16 protein-coding genes are annotated in these 18,654 nt (G+C 40.5%); 15 read left to right on the top strand and 1 reads right to left on the bottom strand.

Translation table 11 applies throughout. The annotated features are described in order from the left end of the window. Window positions 1-186: 186 nt before the first annotated feature. The 14 genes from AB1K89_RS09340 to AB1K89_RS09275 all read left to right on the top strand — a co-directional run bounded on the left by AB1K89_RS09340 (window position 187) and on the right by AB1K89_RS09275 (window position 16,388). Window positions 187-2,019: a polysaccharide biosynthesis protein gene (locus tag AB1K89_RS09340; protein WP_413054504.1), complete on the top strand. Its 1,833-nt coding sequence runs from the start codon at window positions 187-189 to the stop codon at window positions 2,017-2,019. A gap of 26 nt (window positions 2,020-2,045) precedes the next feature. Next, window positions 2,046-3,125, top strand: a complete 1,080-nt coding sequence (locus AB1K89_RS09335; protein ID WP_413054503.1) for a Gfo/Idh/MocA family protein — start codon at window positions 2,046-2,048, stop codon at window positions 3,123-3,125. Continuing rightward, entirely contained in the window at window positions 3,073-4,404 is a 1,332-nt protein-coding gene (locus AB1K89_RS09330) for a nucleotide sugar dehydrogenase (protein WP_413054502.1), read from the top strand. The genes AB1K89_RS09335 and AB1K89_RS09330 overlap by 53 nt, the downstream gene beginning before the upstream one ends. An 11-nt stretch (window positions 4,405-4,415) precedes the next feature. Further along, a complete protein-coding gene (locus AB1K89_RS09325; protein ID WP_413054501.1) occupies window positions 4,416-5,696 on the top strand; it encodes a lipopolysaccharide biosynthesis protein in 1,281 nt (426 codons plus the stop codon). Then, window positions 5,697-6,896 (top strand): O-antigen ligase family protein, encoded by a 1,200-nt coding sequence (locus AB1K89_RS09320; protein WP_413054500.1) that lies wholly within the window; start codon window positions 5,697-5,699, stop codon window positions 6,894-6,896. It begins immediately after the preceding gene. Window positions 6,897-6,957: 61 nt separating this feature from the next. Beyond that, window positions 6,958-8,001 carry a glycosyltransferase family 4 protein gene (locus AB1K89_RS09315; protein ID WP_413054499.1) on the top strand — a complete coding sequence of 348 codons (1,044 nt, stop codon included), beginning with the start codon at window positions 6,958-6,960 and terminating at the stop codon, window positions 7,999-8,001. Window positions 8,002-8,021: 20 nt separating this feature from the next. Continuing rightward, window positions 8,022-9,131, top strand: a complete 1,110-nt coding sequence (locus AB1K89_RS09310) for a DegT/DnrJ/EryC1/StrS family aminotransferase (protein WP_413054498.1) — start codon at window positions 8,022-8,024, stop codon at window positions 9,129-9,131. Between the two features lie 59 nt (window positions 9,132-9,190). Then, window positions 9,191-9,901, top strand: a complete 711-nt coding sequence (locus tag AB1K89_RS09305; RefSeq protein ID WP_413054497.1) for an acyltransferase — start codon at window positions 9,191-9,193, stop codon at window positions 9,899-9,901. Window positions 9,902-9,910: 9 nt separating this feature from the next. Beyond that, complete coding sequence (locus tag AB1K89_RS09300; RefSeq protein ID WP_413054496.1) at window positions 9,911-11,194, top strand: glycosyltransferase family 4 protein; 1,284 nt, start codon at window positions 9,911-9,913, stop codon at window positions 11,192-11,194. Then, the gene (locus AB1K89_RS09295; RefSeq protein WP_413054495.1) at window positions 11,195-11,791 is read left to right on the top strand and encodes a sugar transferase; all 597 of its coding nucleotides are present in this window, start codon (window positions 11,195-11,197) and stop codon (window positions 11,789-11,791) included. Window positions 11,792-11,794: 3 nt separating this feature from the next. Next, complete coding sequence (locus AB1K89_RS09290; RefSeq protein ID WP_413054494.1) at window positions 11,795-12,439, top strand: PglD-related sugar-binding protein; 645 nt, start codon at window positions 11,795-11,797, stop codon at window positions 12,437-12,439. Window positions 12,440-12,451: 12 nt separating this feature from the next. Then, window positions 12,452-13,756, top strand: coding sequence for a phenylacetate--CoA ligase family protein (locus tag AB1K89_RS09285; RefSeq protein WP_413054493.1), 1,305 nt, complete (start codon window positions 12,452-12,454; stop codon window positions 13,754-13,756). 39 nt (window positions 13,757-13,795) lie between these two features. Further along, a complete protein-coding gene (locus AB1K89_RS09280; RefSeq protein WP_413054492.1) occupies window positions 13,796-15,223 on the top strand; it encodes an APC family permease in 1,428 nt (475 codons plus the stop codon). A 19-nt stretch (window positions 15,224-15,242) separates the two neighbouring features. Beyond that, window positions 15,243-16,388, top strand: a complete 1,146-nt coding sequence (locus AB1K89_RS09275; protein WP_413054491.1) for an aminotransferase class I/II-fold pyridoxal phosphate-dependent enzyme — start codon at window positions 15,243-15,245, stop codon at window positions 16,386-16,388. A 318-nt stretch (window positions 16,389-16,706) separates the two neighbouring features. Here AB1K89_RS09275 and AB1K89_RS09270 read toward each other — a convergent pair whose 3' ends face one another. Next, window positions 16,707-17,816 (bottom strand): signal peptidase I, encoded by a 1,110-nt coding sequence (locus AB1K89_RS09270; protein ID WP_413054490.1) that lies wholly within the window; start codon window positions 17,814-17,816, stop codon window positions 16,707-16,709. A gap of 260 nt (window positions 17,817-18,076) precedes the next feature. On the opposite strand from AB1K89_RS09270, the gene AB1K89_RS09265 reads away from it, so the two are divergent. Further along, entirely contained in the window at window positions 18,077-18,607 is a 531-nt protein-coding gene (locus AB1K89_RS09265) for a hypothetical protein (RefSeq protein ID WP_413054489.1), read from the top strand. Window positions 18,608-18,654: the final 47 nt, after the last annotated feature.

Genomic DNA, 18,654 nt, shown 5'->3' with positions numbered 1-18,654 from the left:
ATAAAGAGAACAGAAAGGGATATGAAGTTCCGCGTATAGACAAATTAGTATTTGAAAGGACAGAATTCAACAATTAGGCTAGAACACTTCGGGGGGAAGATTGGAACTACTAAACTATACATACTTTCCAATACATTTGGGGGTGATAGTTCTGTGTTACATCAATGAACGGAGGGATTCTTGCGTATGACAATGAAAAAGCGAATAACATTGCTTTTCCTGTTGGATTCACTAATCGTGCTGTTATCTATCTTTCTTGGATATTTTATATTGCAGCCTGATATCGTTATCTTTAAAAATGAAATTGTCCTGATGAGTGCCCTAACGATTCAAATTGCACATCACTTATTTGCCTGGCACTACGGCTTGTATCGGAAAGTGTGGTCGTATGCATCCATCGGCGAATTGAATGCAATATTCAAATCAGTCACTTTGACAATTGGTGTTGTCATGGCAGCCCAATTGTTATTTGCAAAAGACATCAATTTTCGAGCTCTATTCCTTACATGGATGCTCCACATTCTGTTTATTGGCGGGTCGCGGCTCAGCTGGCGCATCACACGCGATACTTTCCGGAAAACGAACGAACGAGGGATGAAGCGGGTTATGATTATCGGCGCAGGACAAGCCGGTACATTGGTTGCTCGGCAGTTGCTGAACAACCCCGATTCTGGCATGCAACCAATTCTCTTTCTTGACGATGACATGGCGAAAAAAGGCCTGGAGCTTTACGGCATCAAAATTCAAGGATGTACAAGCCATATAGAAGAAAATGTCAAAGACAATAACATTGATGTTATCATCATCGCCATCCCATCAATGGCAAGGCAGGACATGACTGAGCTTATGAAGCGGTGCGTTGCAACAGGCGCACGCACACAAACGATTCCACGCATCGAGGACTTGATGACGGGAAAATTGTCGGTCAACGAACTGCGTGACGTCAAAATCGAAGACCTGCTGGGCCGCGACGAAGTGCGGCTCGATATGAAGGCGATTAAAAACAAGCTCACGAACAAAACAATCTTAGTCACCGGGGCGGGTGGCTCGATCGGTTCCGAAATCTGTCGGCAAGTGGCGGTATTTAAACCGAAAAGACTGATTCTGCTCGGCCATGGCGAAAGTTCCATCTACAATATCGACATGGAGCTGCGCCAAAAAGTGTCACCCGAAACCGAACTGCTTCCAATCATTGCCGATGTCCAAGACCGGGACCGCATTTTTGAAATCATAGCGGAATTTCAACCGGACGTCATCTACCATGCTGCGGCACATAAACATGTTCCGCTCATGGAAGCAAACCCGATGGAAGCCGTGAAAAATAACATATTCGGAACAAAAAACGTAGCAGAAGCTGCCGACACATTCGGCGTGCCGCACTTCGTCCTCATCTCGACAGATAAAGCCGTCAACCCACCCAACGTCATGGGTGCGACAAAGCGTTTTGCCGAAATGATCGTTCAAAATCTTGCGAGGAACAGTAGGACAAAATTTGCTGCCGTCCGGTTCGGCAATGTCCTCGGCTCGCGTGGCAGCGTCGTCCCACTCTTCAAAAAGCAAATCGCGGCAGGGGGACCGGTAACGGTGACTGACCCTAGAATGACCCGTTATTTTATGACGATTCCTGAAGCATCCAGACTTGTCATCCAAGCAGGGACACTTGCTAGGGGAGGCGAAGTGTTCGTCCTTGATATGGGCGAACCAGTAAAAATTGTGGATTTGGCGAAAAACTTAATTCGACTTTCAGGGTATGAGGAAGATGACATCGAAATAAAGTTTTCCGGCATCCGTCCGGGAGAGAAGTTGTATGAAGAGCTGCTGAATGAGAGCGAGCGTCAGAGTGAATATGTGTTCCCGAAGATATACATCGGGAAAGCAACTCCTATTTGTCAATTGGAGATGGAGAATGTGTTGAACAATTTGCTCGATATGGATGAGTGTAAGTTGAAGGAGACATTGATTGGTCTTGTGAACCGGAAGGTAGTTGAAAGCACTCCGGAAGAAGTTTCAGTAGGTTAAAAATATGTGAGAAGAAGGTTTGAAAAATGAACTTTGCAATAGTTGGTTGTGGCTTTATAGCAAAAAAACATGCGAACGCAATTCGAAATATAGAAGGCGCAAATCTGATTGCTGTATGTGATAGAGTGCCCGAGTTGATGGAACCATATGTTGATGAATATGGTGCAACTCCTTATACGGAACTCGAAGAAATGCTTATGAACCATAAAATTGAAGTGGTATGCATTTGCACACCAAGCGGAACTCATGCTGCAATTGCTGAATTAGCTGCACAGTATGGGAAGCATCTAATAGTAGAAAAACCCATCGCGATGACTTTAGAAGAAGCAGACAGAATCATTTCAGCCTCTGAAGACAATGATATTAAGTTGGCTGTCGTTCATCCAAACCGATTTCGTCCAGTTGTACTCAAGCTGAATGAAATAATGGAAAAAAAATTATTAGGTTCAATTAGTCATGCGCTTTGTCTCGTCAATTGGAACCGGGGTCAGGAATACTATGATCAGTCCCCTTGGCGAGGTACGAAGGAACATGACGGGGGAGTATTGATGAACCAGGCAATTCATAATCTGGATTTACTTTTATCATTCATGGGATCCCCTACCGAGGTGTTTAGTATGGAAGAAACTCGATTTCATGATATTGAGGCCGAAGATATTTCGACGGGAATTATACGGTTTGAATCGGGCGCTTTGGCAACAGTTCAAGCTTCGACAAATGTCTATCCGAAAAACTATGAGGAATCCATAACAATTTTCGGTGAAAAAGGCACTGTAAAGATTGGCGGTCCGAATGCTTTATATATGGAAACATTGGTTGTTGAAGGATTGGATGATACTGAAACTGAAAGTTATATCAATGAAGTGAAGGCCGATCCTTTGGGAATGCCAGGTCACGAACAAATCATCAGAGATATGATTGATGCAATAAAAGAAGATAGACAACCAGTGGTCTCAGGAAAAGAAGGTAAACAAGCTCTCGAACTAGTATTGGCCTTCTATGAATCAGCTGAAAAGAATAAACCGATTACTCTATGTAAGGGGGATACATTACATGACGACAACCCAAACAACATCACAAGAACTGATCGAAAAATTTACATCTAAAACAGCTACAATCGGTGTAGTTGGACTAGGCTATGTTGGACTTCCGCTAGCTGTTGAAAAAGCAAAAGCAGGCTTCACTGTTATTGGATTTGACATTCAAGAAGAAAAAGTGCGTATGGTCAATGATGGGGAAAACTATATAGGTGACGTTGTTCAAGAGGATCTGGAAGCGCTCGTTGCAACAGAAAAACTGACGGCGACAGCGGACTATGCCTTCATAAGAGATGTTGATGCGGTTGCTATCTGTGTCCCTACACCACTCGATATCTATAAACAGCCAAACATGCAATATGTAGAGAGCTCCGCCAAGGCAATTGCTTCGCATGTAACGCCAGGAACGCTAGTTGTTCTAGAAAGTACAACATATCCCGGCACGACGGAAGAACTCATCAAGCCGATTCTCGAAGAAGCGGGACTGATCATCGGGAAAGATGTATTCCTTGCCTACTCTCCCGAACGTGTAGATCCAGGCAACAAGCAATTCAATACGAAAAACACGCCGAAAGTAGTCGGAGGTGTGACGGAAGAATGCACAAAAGTGGCGGCTGCCATGTATCGTGCTGTTCTTGATGGTGACATACATGAGGTATCAAGTCCGTCGGTCGCTGAAATGGAGAAATTGTTGGAAAACACATTCAGGAATATCAATATCGCTCTTGCAAATGAAATGGCGATCCTATGTCACAAAATGGACATCGATGTTTGGGAAGTCATTGATGCCGCTGCAACAAAACCATACGGCTTCATGCCATTTTATCCGGGACCGGGTCTTGGCGGACACTGTATCCCAATAGACCCGTGGTATTTGACATGGAAAGCCCGCGAGTATAACTACCATACGAAATTGATTGAAACCGCTGGCGAGATAAATGACAGTATGCCAGATTTTGTTATTCAGCGTTGCTCAGAAATTTTAAATGAGCAAAAGAAACCATTAAGAGGATCGAGGATTATTGTGCTTGGAGTGGCGTACAAAAAGGATATAGATGATTACCGTGAATCTCCAGTATTGCCGATCTTGGAACGACTGACGAATGCCGGGGCTGATTGGAAAGTTGTTGATCCTCATATTCCAAACTTCAGATTTAATGGGGAATTGATTCAAACTGTTGAGCTAACGGAGAACAGGTTAAAAGAAGCGGACCTAGTTGTAATTGCTACGAATCATAGTGCGTTTGATTATGAGTTAATACAGGAAATAAGCGGAACTATATTGGATACAAGAAGTTCATTTCGACATAGTTCACATCTTTCCAATCGAAATATTATGAAACTGTAGGTCCGAATCATATGTTAAAAAGATTATTCCTCAAATTTAAGGGATTAATTAGTTTGATTACTGGAAACATTGGGGCTCAGTTAATCGGTATACTCATGATTCCAATCATCGCCCGTATTTTCTCGCCAGAAGATATTGGACAGTTATCTCTACTTATTTCAATATTGGCGATCATTAACGTGTTTTCTACTTTGAAACTAGAATTGGCCTTGCCTCTTGAAGCCGAAAACAAAAAATTGGTTAACCTAATTTCAGCAAGTTTTATCATCCTATTGTTTGTAGTGATAATTACTTTTATTGCAGTTCATGGTTTGTTAATCAATGATTTATTAAGCTATAACCTTGTTTTTTATCTTTTACCCCTCATGTTATTAGGGGATGGAATTTACAACCTTGTTGTATACTTTTCCATTCGATTTGAAAATTATAAAGGAATAGCGATAAGTAAAATCAGTAAAAGCTTAATTACTAGTGGATCGCAAATCTCTTTTGGTTTGGTGAAAAGTAATTCCCTATCTCTAATTTTAGGAGACATTTTGGGAAGGATTCTTGGTGCTAATAGATTATTGGTAAAAGTTGTTACGTTTATAAAAGAACATAAAAATGAAATTTCATTAAGAAATATCGCTAGTGCTATTAGAGAATATAAGAAATTTCCTTTACTCAGTGCACCATCGGCTTTTTTGAATAGCTCATCTCTCCAATTGTTTCCGATATTCATCGGACTGTTTTTCAACAATTATTATCTTGGTATTTATGCAATGGGGCAGCGGATATTAGTTGCGCCCCTTGGGTTCATATCACAAGCGATTGGACAGTTTTTTTTAGGCAATGCCACAAAATTGGTCAGGTCAAACAATATAAAGCAATTAAAAGCAATTTTTATGCGTTATTTGATTTTCTTGTTATTGTTTAGCGGGTCCATCGTATCAATCATTCTGATTTTCAGCGAAATTATCATTAATTTCTTTTTGGGTAATAATTGGATAGAAGTAAATGATGTAATAAAAGCAATATCGCTAATGGTGGTCATACAATTTGCTGTCAGCCCACTCTCACAAATATTGAATGTCCTTAAGAAGCAAGAAATCCAGCTATATTGGGATGCTTTTCGATTCACCTTAGTCATCGCAATGCTTTTTTGTAGCCAGTATTTTGAATTGACATTTATAAATTCAGTGGAGTTATACAGTTACATATTGATTTTCTCTTATTTGTGTCTATTAATTATCATCTTTTCGCTATTTTTTAAGATGAATAAAACCTCTCTTGACGTAAGGGGGGCCAAATAGTTGAAAAGAATATTCTCTTTCGAATTATTTTTTGTGCTATTCCTCTTTGCGGGCAGGTTTAAGTCAGACGAGAGGTTTTCATGGGTTCCGATAGATATTACATTGTTATTTTTAATTAATAGTATCTTGATTGGACTTTATCTGTTTGCTTTTAGAAAAGTGAAGATTACAAAGCTTACATTTCATTATTTCATTCTATATCTGGTATTCGTTTCTTTCTCTTTATATTCCCTTTATTGGACATCTAGTAACGTATATGCCTATGAAAAGCTATTTCACCTATTCATTACTGTCTTATGGAGTGTAGCGGGGGGGCTGATCATTAGCCATGAGAGGGAAAGGATCATCAGATTCCTATTCATGATGTTTGCCTTTTCTTCTTGGATTGCGGTGGAAAGTTTAATTTATCTTCAAGAAAGCCATTCCGGATTTATAAATGTTTTGGGAGGAAATTACCTTGGAATTGGCCGCGTTCTTGGAATAGGTTTTATTTTATTGCTGTCTTTTCTGATTTTTAAACATAAAAGTGGAACTATGAAAATCGGTGTAACAATTGTGGCGATACTCTACTTGTATTTATTGTTGAATACTGGGGGCAGGGGGCCTTTTATTGCTACATTATGTAGTTTGCCACTTCTTACACTTTACTATATTGAAATAAAGAATAGGGAAATCCTGATTAAAAAGAAGATGCTTTTATTCATCATTACACTTTTCGTTAGTATTATAGCTTCTATTTATTACTTTATTTCTGCGAAAGACCAACAAACAATTAAGAGATTGATGGTGCTGTTTGATGACGACTACAAAGGGGCATCTGCCGAAACAAGAATTTACTTTATAGAAAATTCGATTGCGTTAATTAAAGAGAAATTCTTTTTTGGATATGGGATTGGAAGTTGGCCAGTTGAAATGGGACTAGGTGATGAAAGAGGCTATCCACATAATTTATTTATAGAAATTCAATTTGAATTAGGTGTAATAGGACTCGTGTTCGTAATGGCGTTATTTTTTAAAGCCGTTAGTAACGGACTTAAAAATATGAAAAGCGATTCGATCTACATCATTCTTCTTACTTTATTTATCAGCATGTTATTCAACTCGATGATCAGTGGAGATATCTCAGACAATAGATTATTATTCACCTTTTTAGCTCTATTACTTTATAGAGCACATCCAAAAACAATAAAAAGAATATGAGGTTATTATGAAAATCTGTCATTTAACATCGGTGCACGCACAAACGGATACGAGAATTTTCTTGAAAGAATGTGTGGCACTCGTTCAAGCCGGTTTCGATGTGAATTATGTCGTTCCAGGCGCAACTAGCACAACAGTTCAAAATGTAAAAATCCATGGCATCAATAAAATTGAAGGAAGTCGTTTTGATCGGATGACGAAGACTGTGAAAGCGGTCTACCGAAAGGCCTTGGAAATTGATGCGCAAGTTTATCATTTTCATGATCCTGAACTGATTCCGGTAGGATTGAAATTGAAGAATAAAGGTAAAAGGGTTATTTATGATGTTCATGAAGATGTGCCAAGGCAAATTCTAAATAAATCCTGGTTGCCTTTCAAATCGCAGAAGCTCATTTCAAAACTGTTTGAGGCCTACGAGAATAGAGCTTCTAAAAAATTCGATCTTGTTGTTACAGCTACCCCCTTTATAAGAGACCGTTTTTTAAGACTAGGTGCAAACACCATTGATGTGAATAACTTTCCGATTCTCGATGAATTAAAAATGGAAGCAGTTGATTGGAAGAGCAAGCAGAACGCCGTTTGTTATGTTGGGGGGATAACCAAATTTCGGGGCATTGAAGAAATGGTCCAGGCAATGGGGATGACGAAGGACTTGACTTTACTTTTGGCTGGTACATTTACAAGCAACGCCGAAAGAGAGACGGTAAGCAAAATGAACGGATGGGATACTGTTCATGAGTTGGGTTTTTTAGATCGGACCGGCGTTCGAGAAGTTTATCGGCAATCTATTGCGGGTCTAGTGGTTCTTCACCCGAGAATCAACTATATAGATGCATTACCAGTGAAGATGTTCGAGTATATGGCAGCAGGAATCCCAGTTATCGCATCCAATTTTCCTTTGTGGAAAAGCATAATTGAAACGAATGATTGCGGCATTTGCGTCAATCCAGAACAACCGGAAGCCATAGCAGAAGCTATCAACTATCTATATGACAATCCGGATGTTGCTGAACGGATGGGTCGCAATGGAAGAAAAGCGGTTGAATCAGAATATAATTGGGAGCAAGAGAGTCGAAAATTAATAGAAGCCTACAAGATATTATAAAATCACTAGGAGATGAGAATGTGAAAGTTCAAATGCTAGATCTATCAGAACAATATTACAGAATAAAAGATGAGGTCCTATTTAAGCTTGATGAGGTCATGTCTTCATCACAATTTATATTAGGAAGCCATGTGAAGCAACTCGAGAAGGATATTGCGAAAATGAGTAAGACGGAACATGGTATTGGCGTAGGGAATGGCTCAGATGCAATACATATCGCACTACAAGCGGCAGGTGTTGAAGAAGGGGATGAAGTGATCACGACATCGTTTACCTTCTTTGCAACGGCCGGCTCGATCGCACGGGCGAACGCGACACCGGTATTTGTAGATATCGATCCGGTTACATATAACATTGATCCTTCAAAGATTGAAGCAGCAATCACTGAGAAAACGAAGGCGATTATCCCTGTTCACTTATACGGCCAGATGGCGGATATGGATGCAATCATGGAGATTGCGAAGAAGCATAACTTGCATGTTATTGAGGATGCTGCACAAGCGATCGGGTCAACGTATAAAGGGAAACAAGTCGGGGAAATGAGTAGTGGGGCTACGTATAGTTTTTTCCCTACGAAGAATCTGGGTGCTTACGGTGATGCCGGAATGATCGTGACGAATGATGATCACCTGGCTGAACAAGCGCGTGTCATTCGTGTCCATGGCAGCAAGCCGAAATATCACCATCATGTCTTAGGTTATAATAGCCGATTGGATGAACTGCAGGCGGCCATCCTTAATGTTAAATTGCCGCATCTATCTACATGGACTGAAAATCGTAGGAACCATGCTACGTATTATACGGAAAAGTTAAATGAGGCTGTCAGTGAATATGTTGTAACGCCAGTTGAAGCAGAAGGTAATCATCATGTATTCCATCAATATACGCTCCGTGTTCAAAAACGGGATGAGCTACAAGCTTTCTTGAAAGAACAAGGAATTGCTACGATGATTTATTATCCAATTCCATTACATTTACAACCAGTGTTCAAAGAGCTCGAATATAAGGAAGGCGACTTGCCTGAAACGGAAAAAGCGGCGAAGGAAGCATTGTCTCTGCCGATGTTCCCAGAACTCAAACAGGAACAGCAAGATTATGTCATTGAGAAGATTGTAGAGTTTTATTCTTGATGAAAACTGAACAGAAGCCGGTCAACTGTGGACTGGCTTTTAAGAAAGGTGGAAATCTGATGTCTCTTACTGTGGGACAATATGTTGTCATTGGTGAAGATGTTATGTTTGGAAGTAATGTAGTGATTGGTAACAATGTTGTCATTTATGATGGCACAGAGATTGGCAATAACGTAATCATTCAAGATAATGCGGTGATCGGGAAGCAGCCGACACGCGCAAAAGCTTCCATTCTTCCTGAAGTGAAAACGTTACCGGCCGCTAAAATTGGTTCGGGTGTAACTGTTGGAACATCCGCAATCGTCTATGCAAATGCCGTAATCGGCGATGACGTATTCATAGCAGATTTAGCTACCGTGAGGGAACGGGTGACTGTCGGGGAAAAGACAATCGTCGGTCGCGGCGTCGCAATCGAGAATGATTGTGTAGTAGGTAAGAATTGTAAACTCGAAACGAATTGTTACATAACCGCTTATTCGGAACTTGGCGACTATGTATTCGTTGCGCCATGTGTCGTTACGACAAATGATAACTATATGGCTAGAGGAAAAGAACGTTTTGACAAATTCAAAGGGGTCACTGTAAAAGACGGAGGCCGAATTGGGGCGAACTCCACGATACTACCCGGGAAAGTGATCTATGAAGATGGAACGGTCGCCGCAGGAAGTATCGTGTCACGGGACGTGGAGAAAGAATTTTTAGTTGTAGGATCGCCGGCGAAAAAATTACGGAAAGTTCCTGAAGAACAATTATTAAGGAACCAAGAATGAGGTATTACATTGAATATATGGATCTTTAATCATTACGCCAGAACGCCGCTCCAAAGTGCGGGAACCAGACATTATGAATTGGCTAAATACTTGATTAGCAAAGGATGTAAAGTCACAATTTTTGCTTCTTCATATAGTAACATTCAGAAAAAGTATCTGATTGAACATGAAAACGGGGAACATCAAGTAGAAAATATAGATGGCATTCGTTTTGTATGGTTAAAAACGACAGCCTATCATAAAAACAGCACGAGGATACTTAGTTTTTTCAGTTACTATAACCAGTCGATAAAAGCTGTAAAAAAAGCATTTGCAAATGAAAAAGTTGATGTAATCATAGGGTCTTCCGTCCATCCGCTGGCAGCTTTGGCGGCATATAAAATTTCGAAGCAGAAGAAAACAAAGTTCTATTTTGAAGAACGCGATCTATGGCCACAAACGTTTATCGACTTCGGGAAAATCAGTGAAAATCATGTTGTAAGTAAGCTTTTATTTAGACTGGAAAATTTTTTATACGATAAATCCGATAAGATTATCGTTCTATTTGATAGAGCTGTAGATTATGTGGGATCCAAAGGTAGCGATGTGGGAAAAGTGATCCATATTCCAAACGGTGTGAATATCGATGCTTTCAAACAGAAAAATGAATCCGAAAGTGTTGATAAGATATTTAGGGAGTTTGAAGGCAAATTCACGATTATTTATACGGGCTCCCATGGGATAGCCAATGACTTGGACAAACTAATCGATTTGGCCGAGCAAGTCCAATTGTCCGATCCTGACAAAAACATTCATTTCTTGTCAGTAGGTGCAGGCCCCTTAAAAAATAAATTAATCAATAAAGCTGCCGAGAAAAAACTTGATAATATTACTTTTTTAGAGCCTGTTAGAAAAGTGGATATTCCTTATTTATTGAGTAAAGCAGATATGAGTTACATTTCTATTTTGGACAGCCCCTTATATAAGTGGGGGTTCAGTATGAATAAGCTATATGACTATATGGCTGCTGGATTGCCGATGATTATGCATACGAATTCTGAGCTCGTAGGTGAATATAATGAAATTGACGGCGTTTTCGTTTCTGAAAATATTGAGACACTGCGAAATAAAATACTCTGGTTAAATAATCATCAGGATGAGATACAGAAGTATTCTGCTACACTAAAAAACTATGTTGAAAGTAGATACTCTTGGGACATTTTAGGTGAAAAAGTTTATAAAGAAATGATCAGCGATATGAAGCTGAATGAAATCGAAGTGAAGCAATCAAAAATTAGAAGTGACGTGAGATAAGTGAAAAGAATTTTTGATGTATTAGTAAGCAGTTTATTGTTATTGGTTCTTTCACCTTTACTCTTGATAATGTCCATATTAATAAAATATAAATTAGGTTCACCCGTTTTATTTAAACAAAAAAGACCAGGACTCAATGGCAAGATTTTCGAGATATATAAGTTCAGGACAATGACAAATGAGGTAGACGAAAACGGTCATTTATTACCTAACGAAAAGCGCCTCACTGAATTTGGTAAATTGGTGAGGAAGACCAGTTTAGATGAACTTCCACAGTTGTTCAATGTAGTGAAAGGTGATATCAGTCTAGTGGGTCCAAGACCTTTATTAGTTGACTATTTGGAGCTCTACACGCCTGAACAAGCAAGAAGGCATGAAGTGCGACCAGGAATTACGGGATGGGCTCAAGTGAATGGGCGTAACGCGATAAGTTGGAAAGAGAAATTTGAACACGACGTATGGTACGTGGATAACCAATCATTCCTTCTTGATATGAAAATACTTCTAATGACGGTTAAGAAGGTATTCAAATCGGAAGGCATCAATACAAATTCCGACAAGATGGTTAAGCGTTTTACGGGAAAAGAGGTCGATTGAGAGATGAGCATACCTACGTATATTGTTGGAACGGGCGGTCTTGGGAGAGGTGTCGCCGAAACAGTGAAGGTCATTTCAGAAAGAGATCGCAATTGGACGATCTCAGGCTTTATAGATGATGAATCCAGTGTAATCGGAGCATATATAAATGGCATGAAAGTCGTTGGGGATACAGATTTTTTACTAGAGCTGAATACGGTGTCAAACGTGGTAATTGCGATTGCTAATCCGGAAGTTAAGGCAAAGATTTATGATAAGTTGTCAATAAATAAGAACCTACTATATCCGAATGTCATCCATCCTTCCGTCCATCTAAATTCTTCGATTAAGATGGGTATCGGGAATATCATTTCGGACAACGTCGCTTTTTCCGCTAATGTCTTTGTAGGCGACTTTTCACTAATTCATTTTAACAGCACAATTGGACATGATGTGCAAATCGAGGATTATGTAACGGTTTACCCCGGAGTGAATCTATCCGGATACTCGAGAATGAAGTCCAAGAGTCAGGCGGGAACGAACTCTTCCGTATTACCGGAAATCATTGTCGGAGAAGGTGCAGTCATTGGAGCTGGCTCAATGGTGAATAATAATCCAATTGGTTATACCACCGTAGTAGGCATTCCAGCAAAGGAATTGAAAAATTGAGGTGTTTACATTATGGTTCGTCTTTATGATTCTACGGTGATGAATATCAATGAAATGATCCGAAATAAACTTTTCTTTTCACTGGATCGTGTACTGGGAAAGGGAATATACAAACAAGTCACATCTGTAGAAGAAGACATTCGAAATCCTCGCATCGAGGAAAAGCTGAACAATATTATCAACCATGCAAGAGATACTGTCCCCTACTATAATGCTTATAAAAATAGTAATGACATATCGCAAATGCCGGTTGTCAATAAAAGCATTATTAGAAAAGATAGCCAATCCTTTATCTCTTCTTTATATGATAAAAATGAACTCATTAAAGTGACAACTTCCGGCTCGTCCGGTACTCCGATGGAATTTTACAGAGATAGTAACAAAAGGATTCGGCAAATAGCAGAAGTCATTTATCTCGGAATCCCAGTAAAGTATTATTTCGGTATGAAGCACGGGTTCATTAGAGCGACACATCCAAAAAGTCGATTAAATCTGATGCTGCAAAATGAGATACATATTGATCCGACAAAGTTATCTGATGAAAACCTCGAGAAAATTAGAGCGGAAATAAAAGAAATGAAATGCATAATTGGTTTTCCATCGACCTTATATGAAATTGCCTTATATTGTGAGAGAAAAGGAGACACCCCGGAACAATTTAATATGATCGGTATCATATGTACGGCCGAACCTTTGCTTGATAAGCAGAGAGCTGCAATACAGCGAGTATTTGGCTGTCCGATACAGGTAAGATATGCTGCTGAAGAATTAGGATTGATCGCCGTTCAAAATCCCGGCGAACCGTTTTATCGCATCAATCAAGCATCATTTTATGTGGAAATTTTAAAGTTGGATTCTGATTTTCCTTGTGAAGAAGGCGAGGAAGGACGAATTGTAATTACTGATTTGGAAGCTAAAGCGATGCCTCTCATAAGGTACGACACGGGAGACTTGGGTGTGATAAAAACTGAGGAAATCAGTGGCGAAAGGATTGTCACGCTATCATCGATTTCCGGTAGAAAAATAGAAATGTTGTATTCTCCGTCTGGGGAGAAAATTTCTCCATTCTCTATAAACGTGAAAATGAAAGATGTTAAAGGCGTTATCAAGTTTCAATTCATTCAGAAGGACAAGAACAACTATACGATGAAAGTCGTGGCTGATGAAGAGCACTACAACGAAACGGAGCTTCTACGGATCTTGCATGGCATTTTAGGAGAGAACGCAATGATTTCAATAGAAATGGTTGATATGATCAAGCCCTTAGCTTCTGGTAAAACAGCTTATATCGTTAACGAATACATCCGAAAAGATTAAGCCCGGACAAGCAAAGACTTACTAAAAGGAGATGTATTTATGGGCGAGAGAGAGGTATTGGAAAAAAATTTAAAACCTTCATGGGTATGGGCAATAGCATTCGGATCTTCCATCGGGTGGGGGGCATTCATATTACCCGGGGACTGGATTGCAGAGGCGGGTCCCGCCGGAGCCATGATCGGAGTGTTTTTAGGCGCGATCGTCATGATGTTCATTGCTGTTAGTTACGGTGTACTGATTAAAAAGCATCCTGTTTCCGGAGGGGAATTTGCGTATGCCTTCCTGAGTGCGGGGAAGACATGGGCGTTTATAACAGGCTGGTTCCTGGCTTTAGGGTATGCATGTATTGTCGCGTTAAATGCGTCAGCCTTATCCTTACTGTTAAAGTATCTATTCCCTTCTTTTATGAAGCAACTATTCCTTTATGAGATAGCGGGCTGGGAAGTCTATCTTCCTGAAATCATCATTTCTTCGTTAGCTATTTTGTTCTTTGCTTATTTGAACATAAGAGGAAATGGGTTTTCGGGCAAGCTTCAATTTCTGTTTTCTATTGTATTGATTTTGGGTGTTGCAACAATGGGTGTGTATACGTTCGCTTTCGCCGATTTTCCAATCGAAAATATGAAACCTGCTTTTCCTGAAGGGAAGTCGCCGCTAATTTCCATATTGCTTATACTTGCAATTGCTCCGTGGGCATACGTCGGTTTCGATAATGTCCCTCAGGCGGCTGAGGAGTTCAATTTTTCGCCTAGAAAAGCATTTGGACTCATCATCATGTCCTTATTGGCCTCCGGATTAGTGTACGCAACAATGATCGGGGTAACATCATGGACTTTCGCACCGGGGGAGAATGTGAACAATTCAAATCTTTGGCTGACGGGTGATATTATCAGCTCCTCCTTTGGGGCGGTTGGAGTCATAGTCCTGGCGATTGCGATAAGCATGGGAATTTTTACAGGTCTTAATGGGTTTTTTCATTCATCGAGCAGACTCCTATTTGCGATGTCACGAGGAAAGACGCTTCCCGCATTTTTCGCGGATTTGCATCCGAAATACAATACACCTTATAAGTCGATTATGTTCATTGCACTTTTCACGCTTCCATCTGCATGGTTTGGGCGTGAAGCGTTAATATGGATCGTTGATATGTCGTCAATTGGTGTATCGATAGCTTATTTCTTCACATGTTTTACAGCATATAAAGTCCTTAGTTGGGCGAGGAATGACAAGGGATTAGAGGTTTCTCCTATTAAAAAGACAATTGCTTTTTTAGGAGCCGTATTTAGTATAATGTTTGTCCTATTATTGATAGTGCCAGGTTCGCCGGCACAACTTGGCACGCCATCCATTGTTGCTCTACTTATTTGGATTGTACTTGGCGTCACATTTTTCACGAGCATCTATAAGAGCTTTAGAGTGCTCGGTAGAGATGAAATGTCTTACTATATCTTAGGACAAAAAAAGTAAAGTTGATGGGGAGATGAACATGATCGAAAACAAGAGGATTTTTTTATCCTCCCCTCATATGAGCGGGAATGAGCAGAAATACATTAACGAAGCGTTCGAAACGAACTGGATTGCACCACTTGGCCCAAACGTGGATGAGTTTGAAAAGGAAATTGCGGCTTATGCTGGGACAGCAGGCGCTGCCGCTACTTCATCTGGCACAGCTGCGATCCATTTGGCACTCGAGCTTCTCGGTGTTGGACAAGGGGATACAGTTTTCTGCTCGAGTTTGACGTTTGTGGCGAGTGCGAACCCGATTTTGTATGCAGGAGCGGAGCCGGTTTTCATTGATTCAGAGGAAGAGACATGGAATATGTCCCCTCTCGCATTGGCTCGTGCTTTTGAAGAAGCGCAAGCAAGACGGAAGTTGCCCAAAGCGGTAAGTGTCGTTAACTTGTACGGGCAAAGTGCGAAGATGGATGAACTGATTGAGATTTGTAATCAGTATGAAGTTCCGATGATTGAGGATGCGGCAGAGTCGCTTGGATCTCTCTACAAAGGGAAAAAGAGCGGGTCCTTTGGACAGTTTGGCATCTATTCATTCAACGGCAATAAGATCATTACGACTTCAGGTGGTGGCATGCTCGTATCCAATGACCTTGACGCATTGGCCCGCTCACGCTTCTTGGCGACACAGGCACGAGATACGGCAAAGCATTATCAGCATAGTACGGTAGGTTATAATTACCGGATGAGCAATATTCTCGCGGGTGTTGGTCGTGCGCAGCTTGAAGTGTTGGATGATCGTGTACAAGCCAGACGAGATGTGTTTGAACGATATATGCAGGCGTTAGGGGACATTGAAGGGGTCCATTTCATGCCGGAGTTGCAGGGGACGTATTCGAATCGTTGGCTGACGGCGTTGACGTTGGATTCTGAAGTTATAAAGGTAACTCCTTACGAGCTGATTGATCTGCTGGAAGAAGAGAATATTGAAGCACGTCCTGTGTGGAAGCCGCTTCATATGCAGCCGTTATTTGAAGGGTGTAAGTTTTATCCTCATAGTGTTGATGAGGTAGTGAGTGAGCGGTTGTTTGCTGAAGGGCTATGTTTGCCGTCAGGGTCGAATATGACGGTGGAGGAGCAGGAGAGGGTTATAGAGGTTTTGAGGAAGCATTTGACATAGGGTTCTACTCTTTAAAGTGACAGGTCAATTAGAATGGTTTAAGAATAAGCTGAAGAAAAGTCCGTTGGTGTCCTATAATTCACTTACCTGAGATTAGTCAAACTCATATTCAGCGGTAGGAACATCCCCAAAGAGTTAGAAGCCTCTTTTCTGAGAGAGCCATCTACCATCGACTTTTGCGATGATTTAGATGGCTCTTTGTGTTTTTGAATATAGGCAAAGATATTAATAAAAATTGTGTATGCAGCCAATATTGACTATTCATTCATACTGTTGAATGGTCATAAATACATCTTTTACAGGCATAGACACAATTCTTTAAAACGGTAACACTGCCCGCATCCTCCTTTTTTTCTTCCTAACCACATTAATCATTTTCCTTCTCATCCTTCCATCAATGAATGGATAGACAATTAGGGGCAAGCCCGGCACCAATGAAACAGTTGCAAGTGCTATCCAGTAACTTTTTTGTGCGAGGAAGTAAATTAAGGAAGACGGTAAAAACGGATAAAACAATCCTACTTTTATTGTAGTGTCGTATGAACCGGGAGTTTCGGCGTTTACGGTGAATTCTGTTTCGAGTTTTTGACCCGGAGACAGTGATAAGCTGTTATGGCTTAGCGTTACCTGTTTATCATTCGTTGTAATTGCTCCGATTAATTTGAAGAATCCTCCATTGGAAAGATCGGATAATGGATTTGTTACCGTCTCGCCAACTTTTAAAATGCCGACCGCGCTGCCCATAAGGACTCCTTGGCTGTCTTCGGATACTTGGTAGACAAGTTTTAATGTTTGACTGGAAGCGAGCATCGTTGCTCCCATGATGACGGCAATCGTTAATCCACCTACTATATAGATGAGTTGTAAATCCATCCCTTTATTTTTCTTCCGGTGTTTCTTCTTGCCGGACAGTAATTCTCCGATTCCAATAATAATGGCTATCACTACTGCAATGGCAGGAAGGGTGTAGGGGCTGCTTTGATACTTTTCCGCCCAAAGCGATAAGTACCCTAGTTTCGGGATGACGATTGGCTTTGTTCCAATCGTGAATGCCTTGCCTGCAATCATTTGCCGTTCAATCATTCCTGCCCCGTCTTGCTGATCGGAAGTTTTATTTGCATCCCCTTTTGTAACGAAACCCTGCTCCGCGTTACCGTCAATGACCCGGTGAGCAATCCATCCTTTATTAGCAAGACTCCCTTTTTCCGTTTTGAAAAAGATGATATCTCCATTTTCAACCTGGTCCTTCTCTTGTAGATTGTTAATGATGACCATGTCGCCCCGTTCCCAAACAGGGTACATGCTGTTTGAACGAATGACGGTTAGCAAAACGGGCTTGCCTGTTATGGCTGATCCGACTGCGGCTATTAATGTACATAAGATACCAATTGCTAAGACGGCGTTAAGTAATTTTGAAAATAGCTTCATGCAACCCCTCCTTGCCTCTAATTTTATTGTAAATGCATTGTAGATAATGCCCTCTAAAGTGGAATTGATAGTGTACGAAAGTATACGACGCTCCTACGTATGTAGTAATTTGGGGTCTATAAAGTAGATTATCGAAAGTAGACTAACGTTCGTAAAATCCAACACTATAGAGTGAGGATAACCATTTGGAAAGCTCCTATACTAAAAATAGTTCCAACAACGGCGAAGAGCCGAATAAAACTATTGGAGGAGATTTACAGATGAAGATGAAAAAAGGGTTGTTAATGGTAGTGTTCCTACTAGCAATGTCGAGCATCATGGCAGCAATGTCATATTCCTCGGCGAAAGTGACAAGTGCGATGACAGGGTCAGTAACAAATACGCACGAATCACTCTTAGCTCTTAGTCTTCCTGAGCCAGGGCACGCTGCATCGAAGCTTGAGGATGGGGTATTGAAAATTGATTTTTCTCACGGAACTAAATTTGGTATGCAAAAGAACAGTGAATACACTTGGAATAATTTGTTTTTGGTTAAAAACAACTCGGAAAACAATGTCACTGTAACAATTAATACTGAAGAGAAACTACCTGAGGGTGTAAAACTTTTCGTCAGAACAGGTGCTACGGAGAATTGGACTGAGATCAACAAAGAAACAGTAGCGAAATTTGAAGGATTTAATACAACTAACAATACTAGAAGAAACGTTTCTGTAAAAGTAGAAGTATCCGATAAAGCACAAATCAAGAAATTTACTCCAAACATTGTTGTTAGTGGTGCAGACGCACGATAATAATAGTAAAAGGGTTTTAATATACGAAACCTTAGAAACTGTAGATG

The sequence above is a fragment of the Sporosarcina pasadenensis genome, from assembly GCF_047228845.1.
In the GTDB taxonomy this organism is placed as follows: domain Bacteria; phylum Bacillota; class Bacilli; order Bacillales_A; family Planococcaceae; genus Sporosarcina.
The sequence above is the reverse complement of the archived record's forward strand: the minus strand, read 5'-3'. Positions and strand labels throughout refer to the sequence as shown.

Bases quoted from the DNA above. Each gene is read 5' to 3' on its own strand.
- AB1K89_RS09340 (WP_413054504.1), top strand. From the start codon at position 187: ATGACAATGAAAAAGCGAATAACATTGCTTTTCCTGTTGGATTCACTA.
- AB1K89_RS09335 (WP_413054503.1), top strand. From the start codon at position 2,046: ATGAACTTTGCAATAGTTGGTTGTGGCTTTATAGCAAAAAAACATGCG.
- AB1K89_RS09330 (WP_413054502.1), top strand. From the start codon at position 3,073: ATGACGACAACCCAAACAACATCACAAGAACTGATCGAAAAATTTACA.
- AB1K89_RS09325 (WP_413054501.1), top strand. From the start codon at position 4,416: ATGTTAAAAAGATTATTCCTCAAATTTAAGGGATTAATTAGTTTGATT.
- AB1K89_RS09305 (WP_413054497.1), top strand. From the start codon at position 9,191: ATGTCTCTTACTGTGGGACAATATGTTGTCATTGGTGAAGATGTTATG.
- AB1K89_RS09290 (WP_413054494.1), top strand. From the start codon at position 11,795: ATGAGCATACCTACGTATATTGTTGGAACGGGCGGTCTTGGGAGAGGT.
- AB1K89_RS09285 (WP_413054493.1), top strand. From the start codon at position 12,452: ATGGTTCGTCTTTATGATTCTACGGTGATGAATATCAATGAAATGATC.
- AB1K89_RS09280 (WP_413054492.1), top strand. From the start codon at position 13,796: ATGGGCGAGAGAGAGGTATTGGAAAAAAATTTAAAACCTTCATGGGTA.
- AB1K89_RS09275 (WP_413054491.1), top strand. From the start codon at position 15,243: ATGATCGAAAACAAGAGGATTTTTTTATCCTCCCCTCATATGAGCGGG.
- AB1K89_RS09270 (WP_413054490.1), bottom strand. From the start codon at position 17,816: ATGAAGCTATTTTCAAAATTACTTAACGCCGTCTTAGCAATTGGTATC.
- AB1K89_RS09265 (WP_413054489.1), top strand. From the start codon at position 18,077: ATGAAGATGAAAAAAGGGTTGTTAATGGTAGTGTTCCTACTAGCAATG.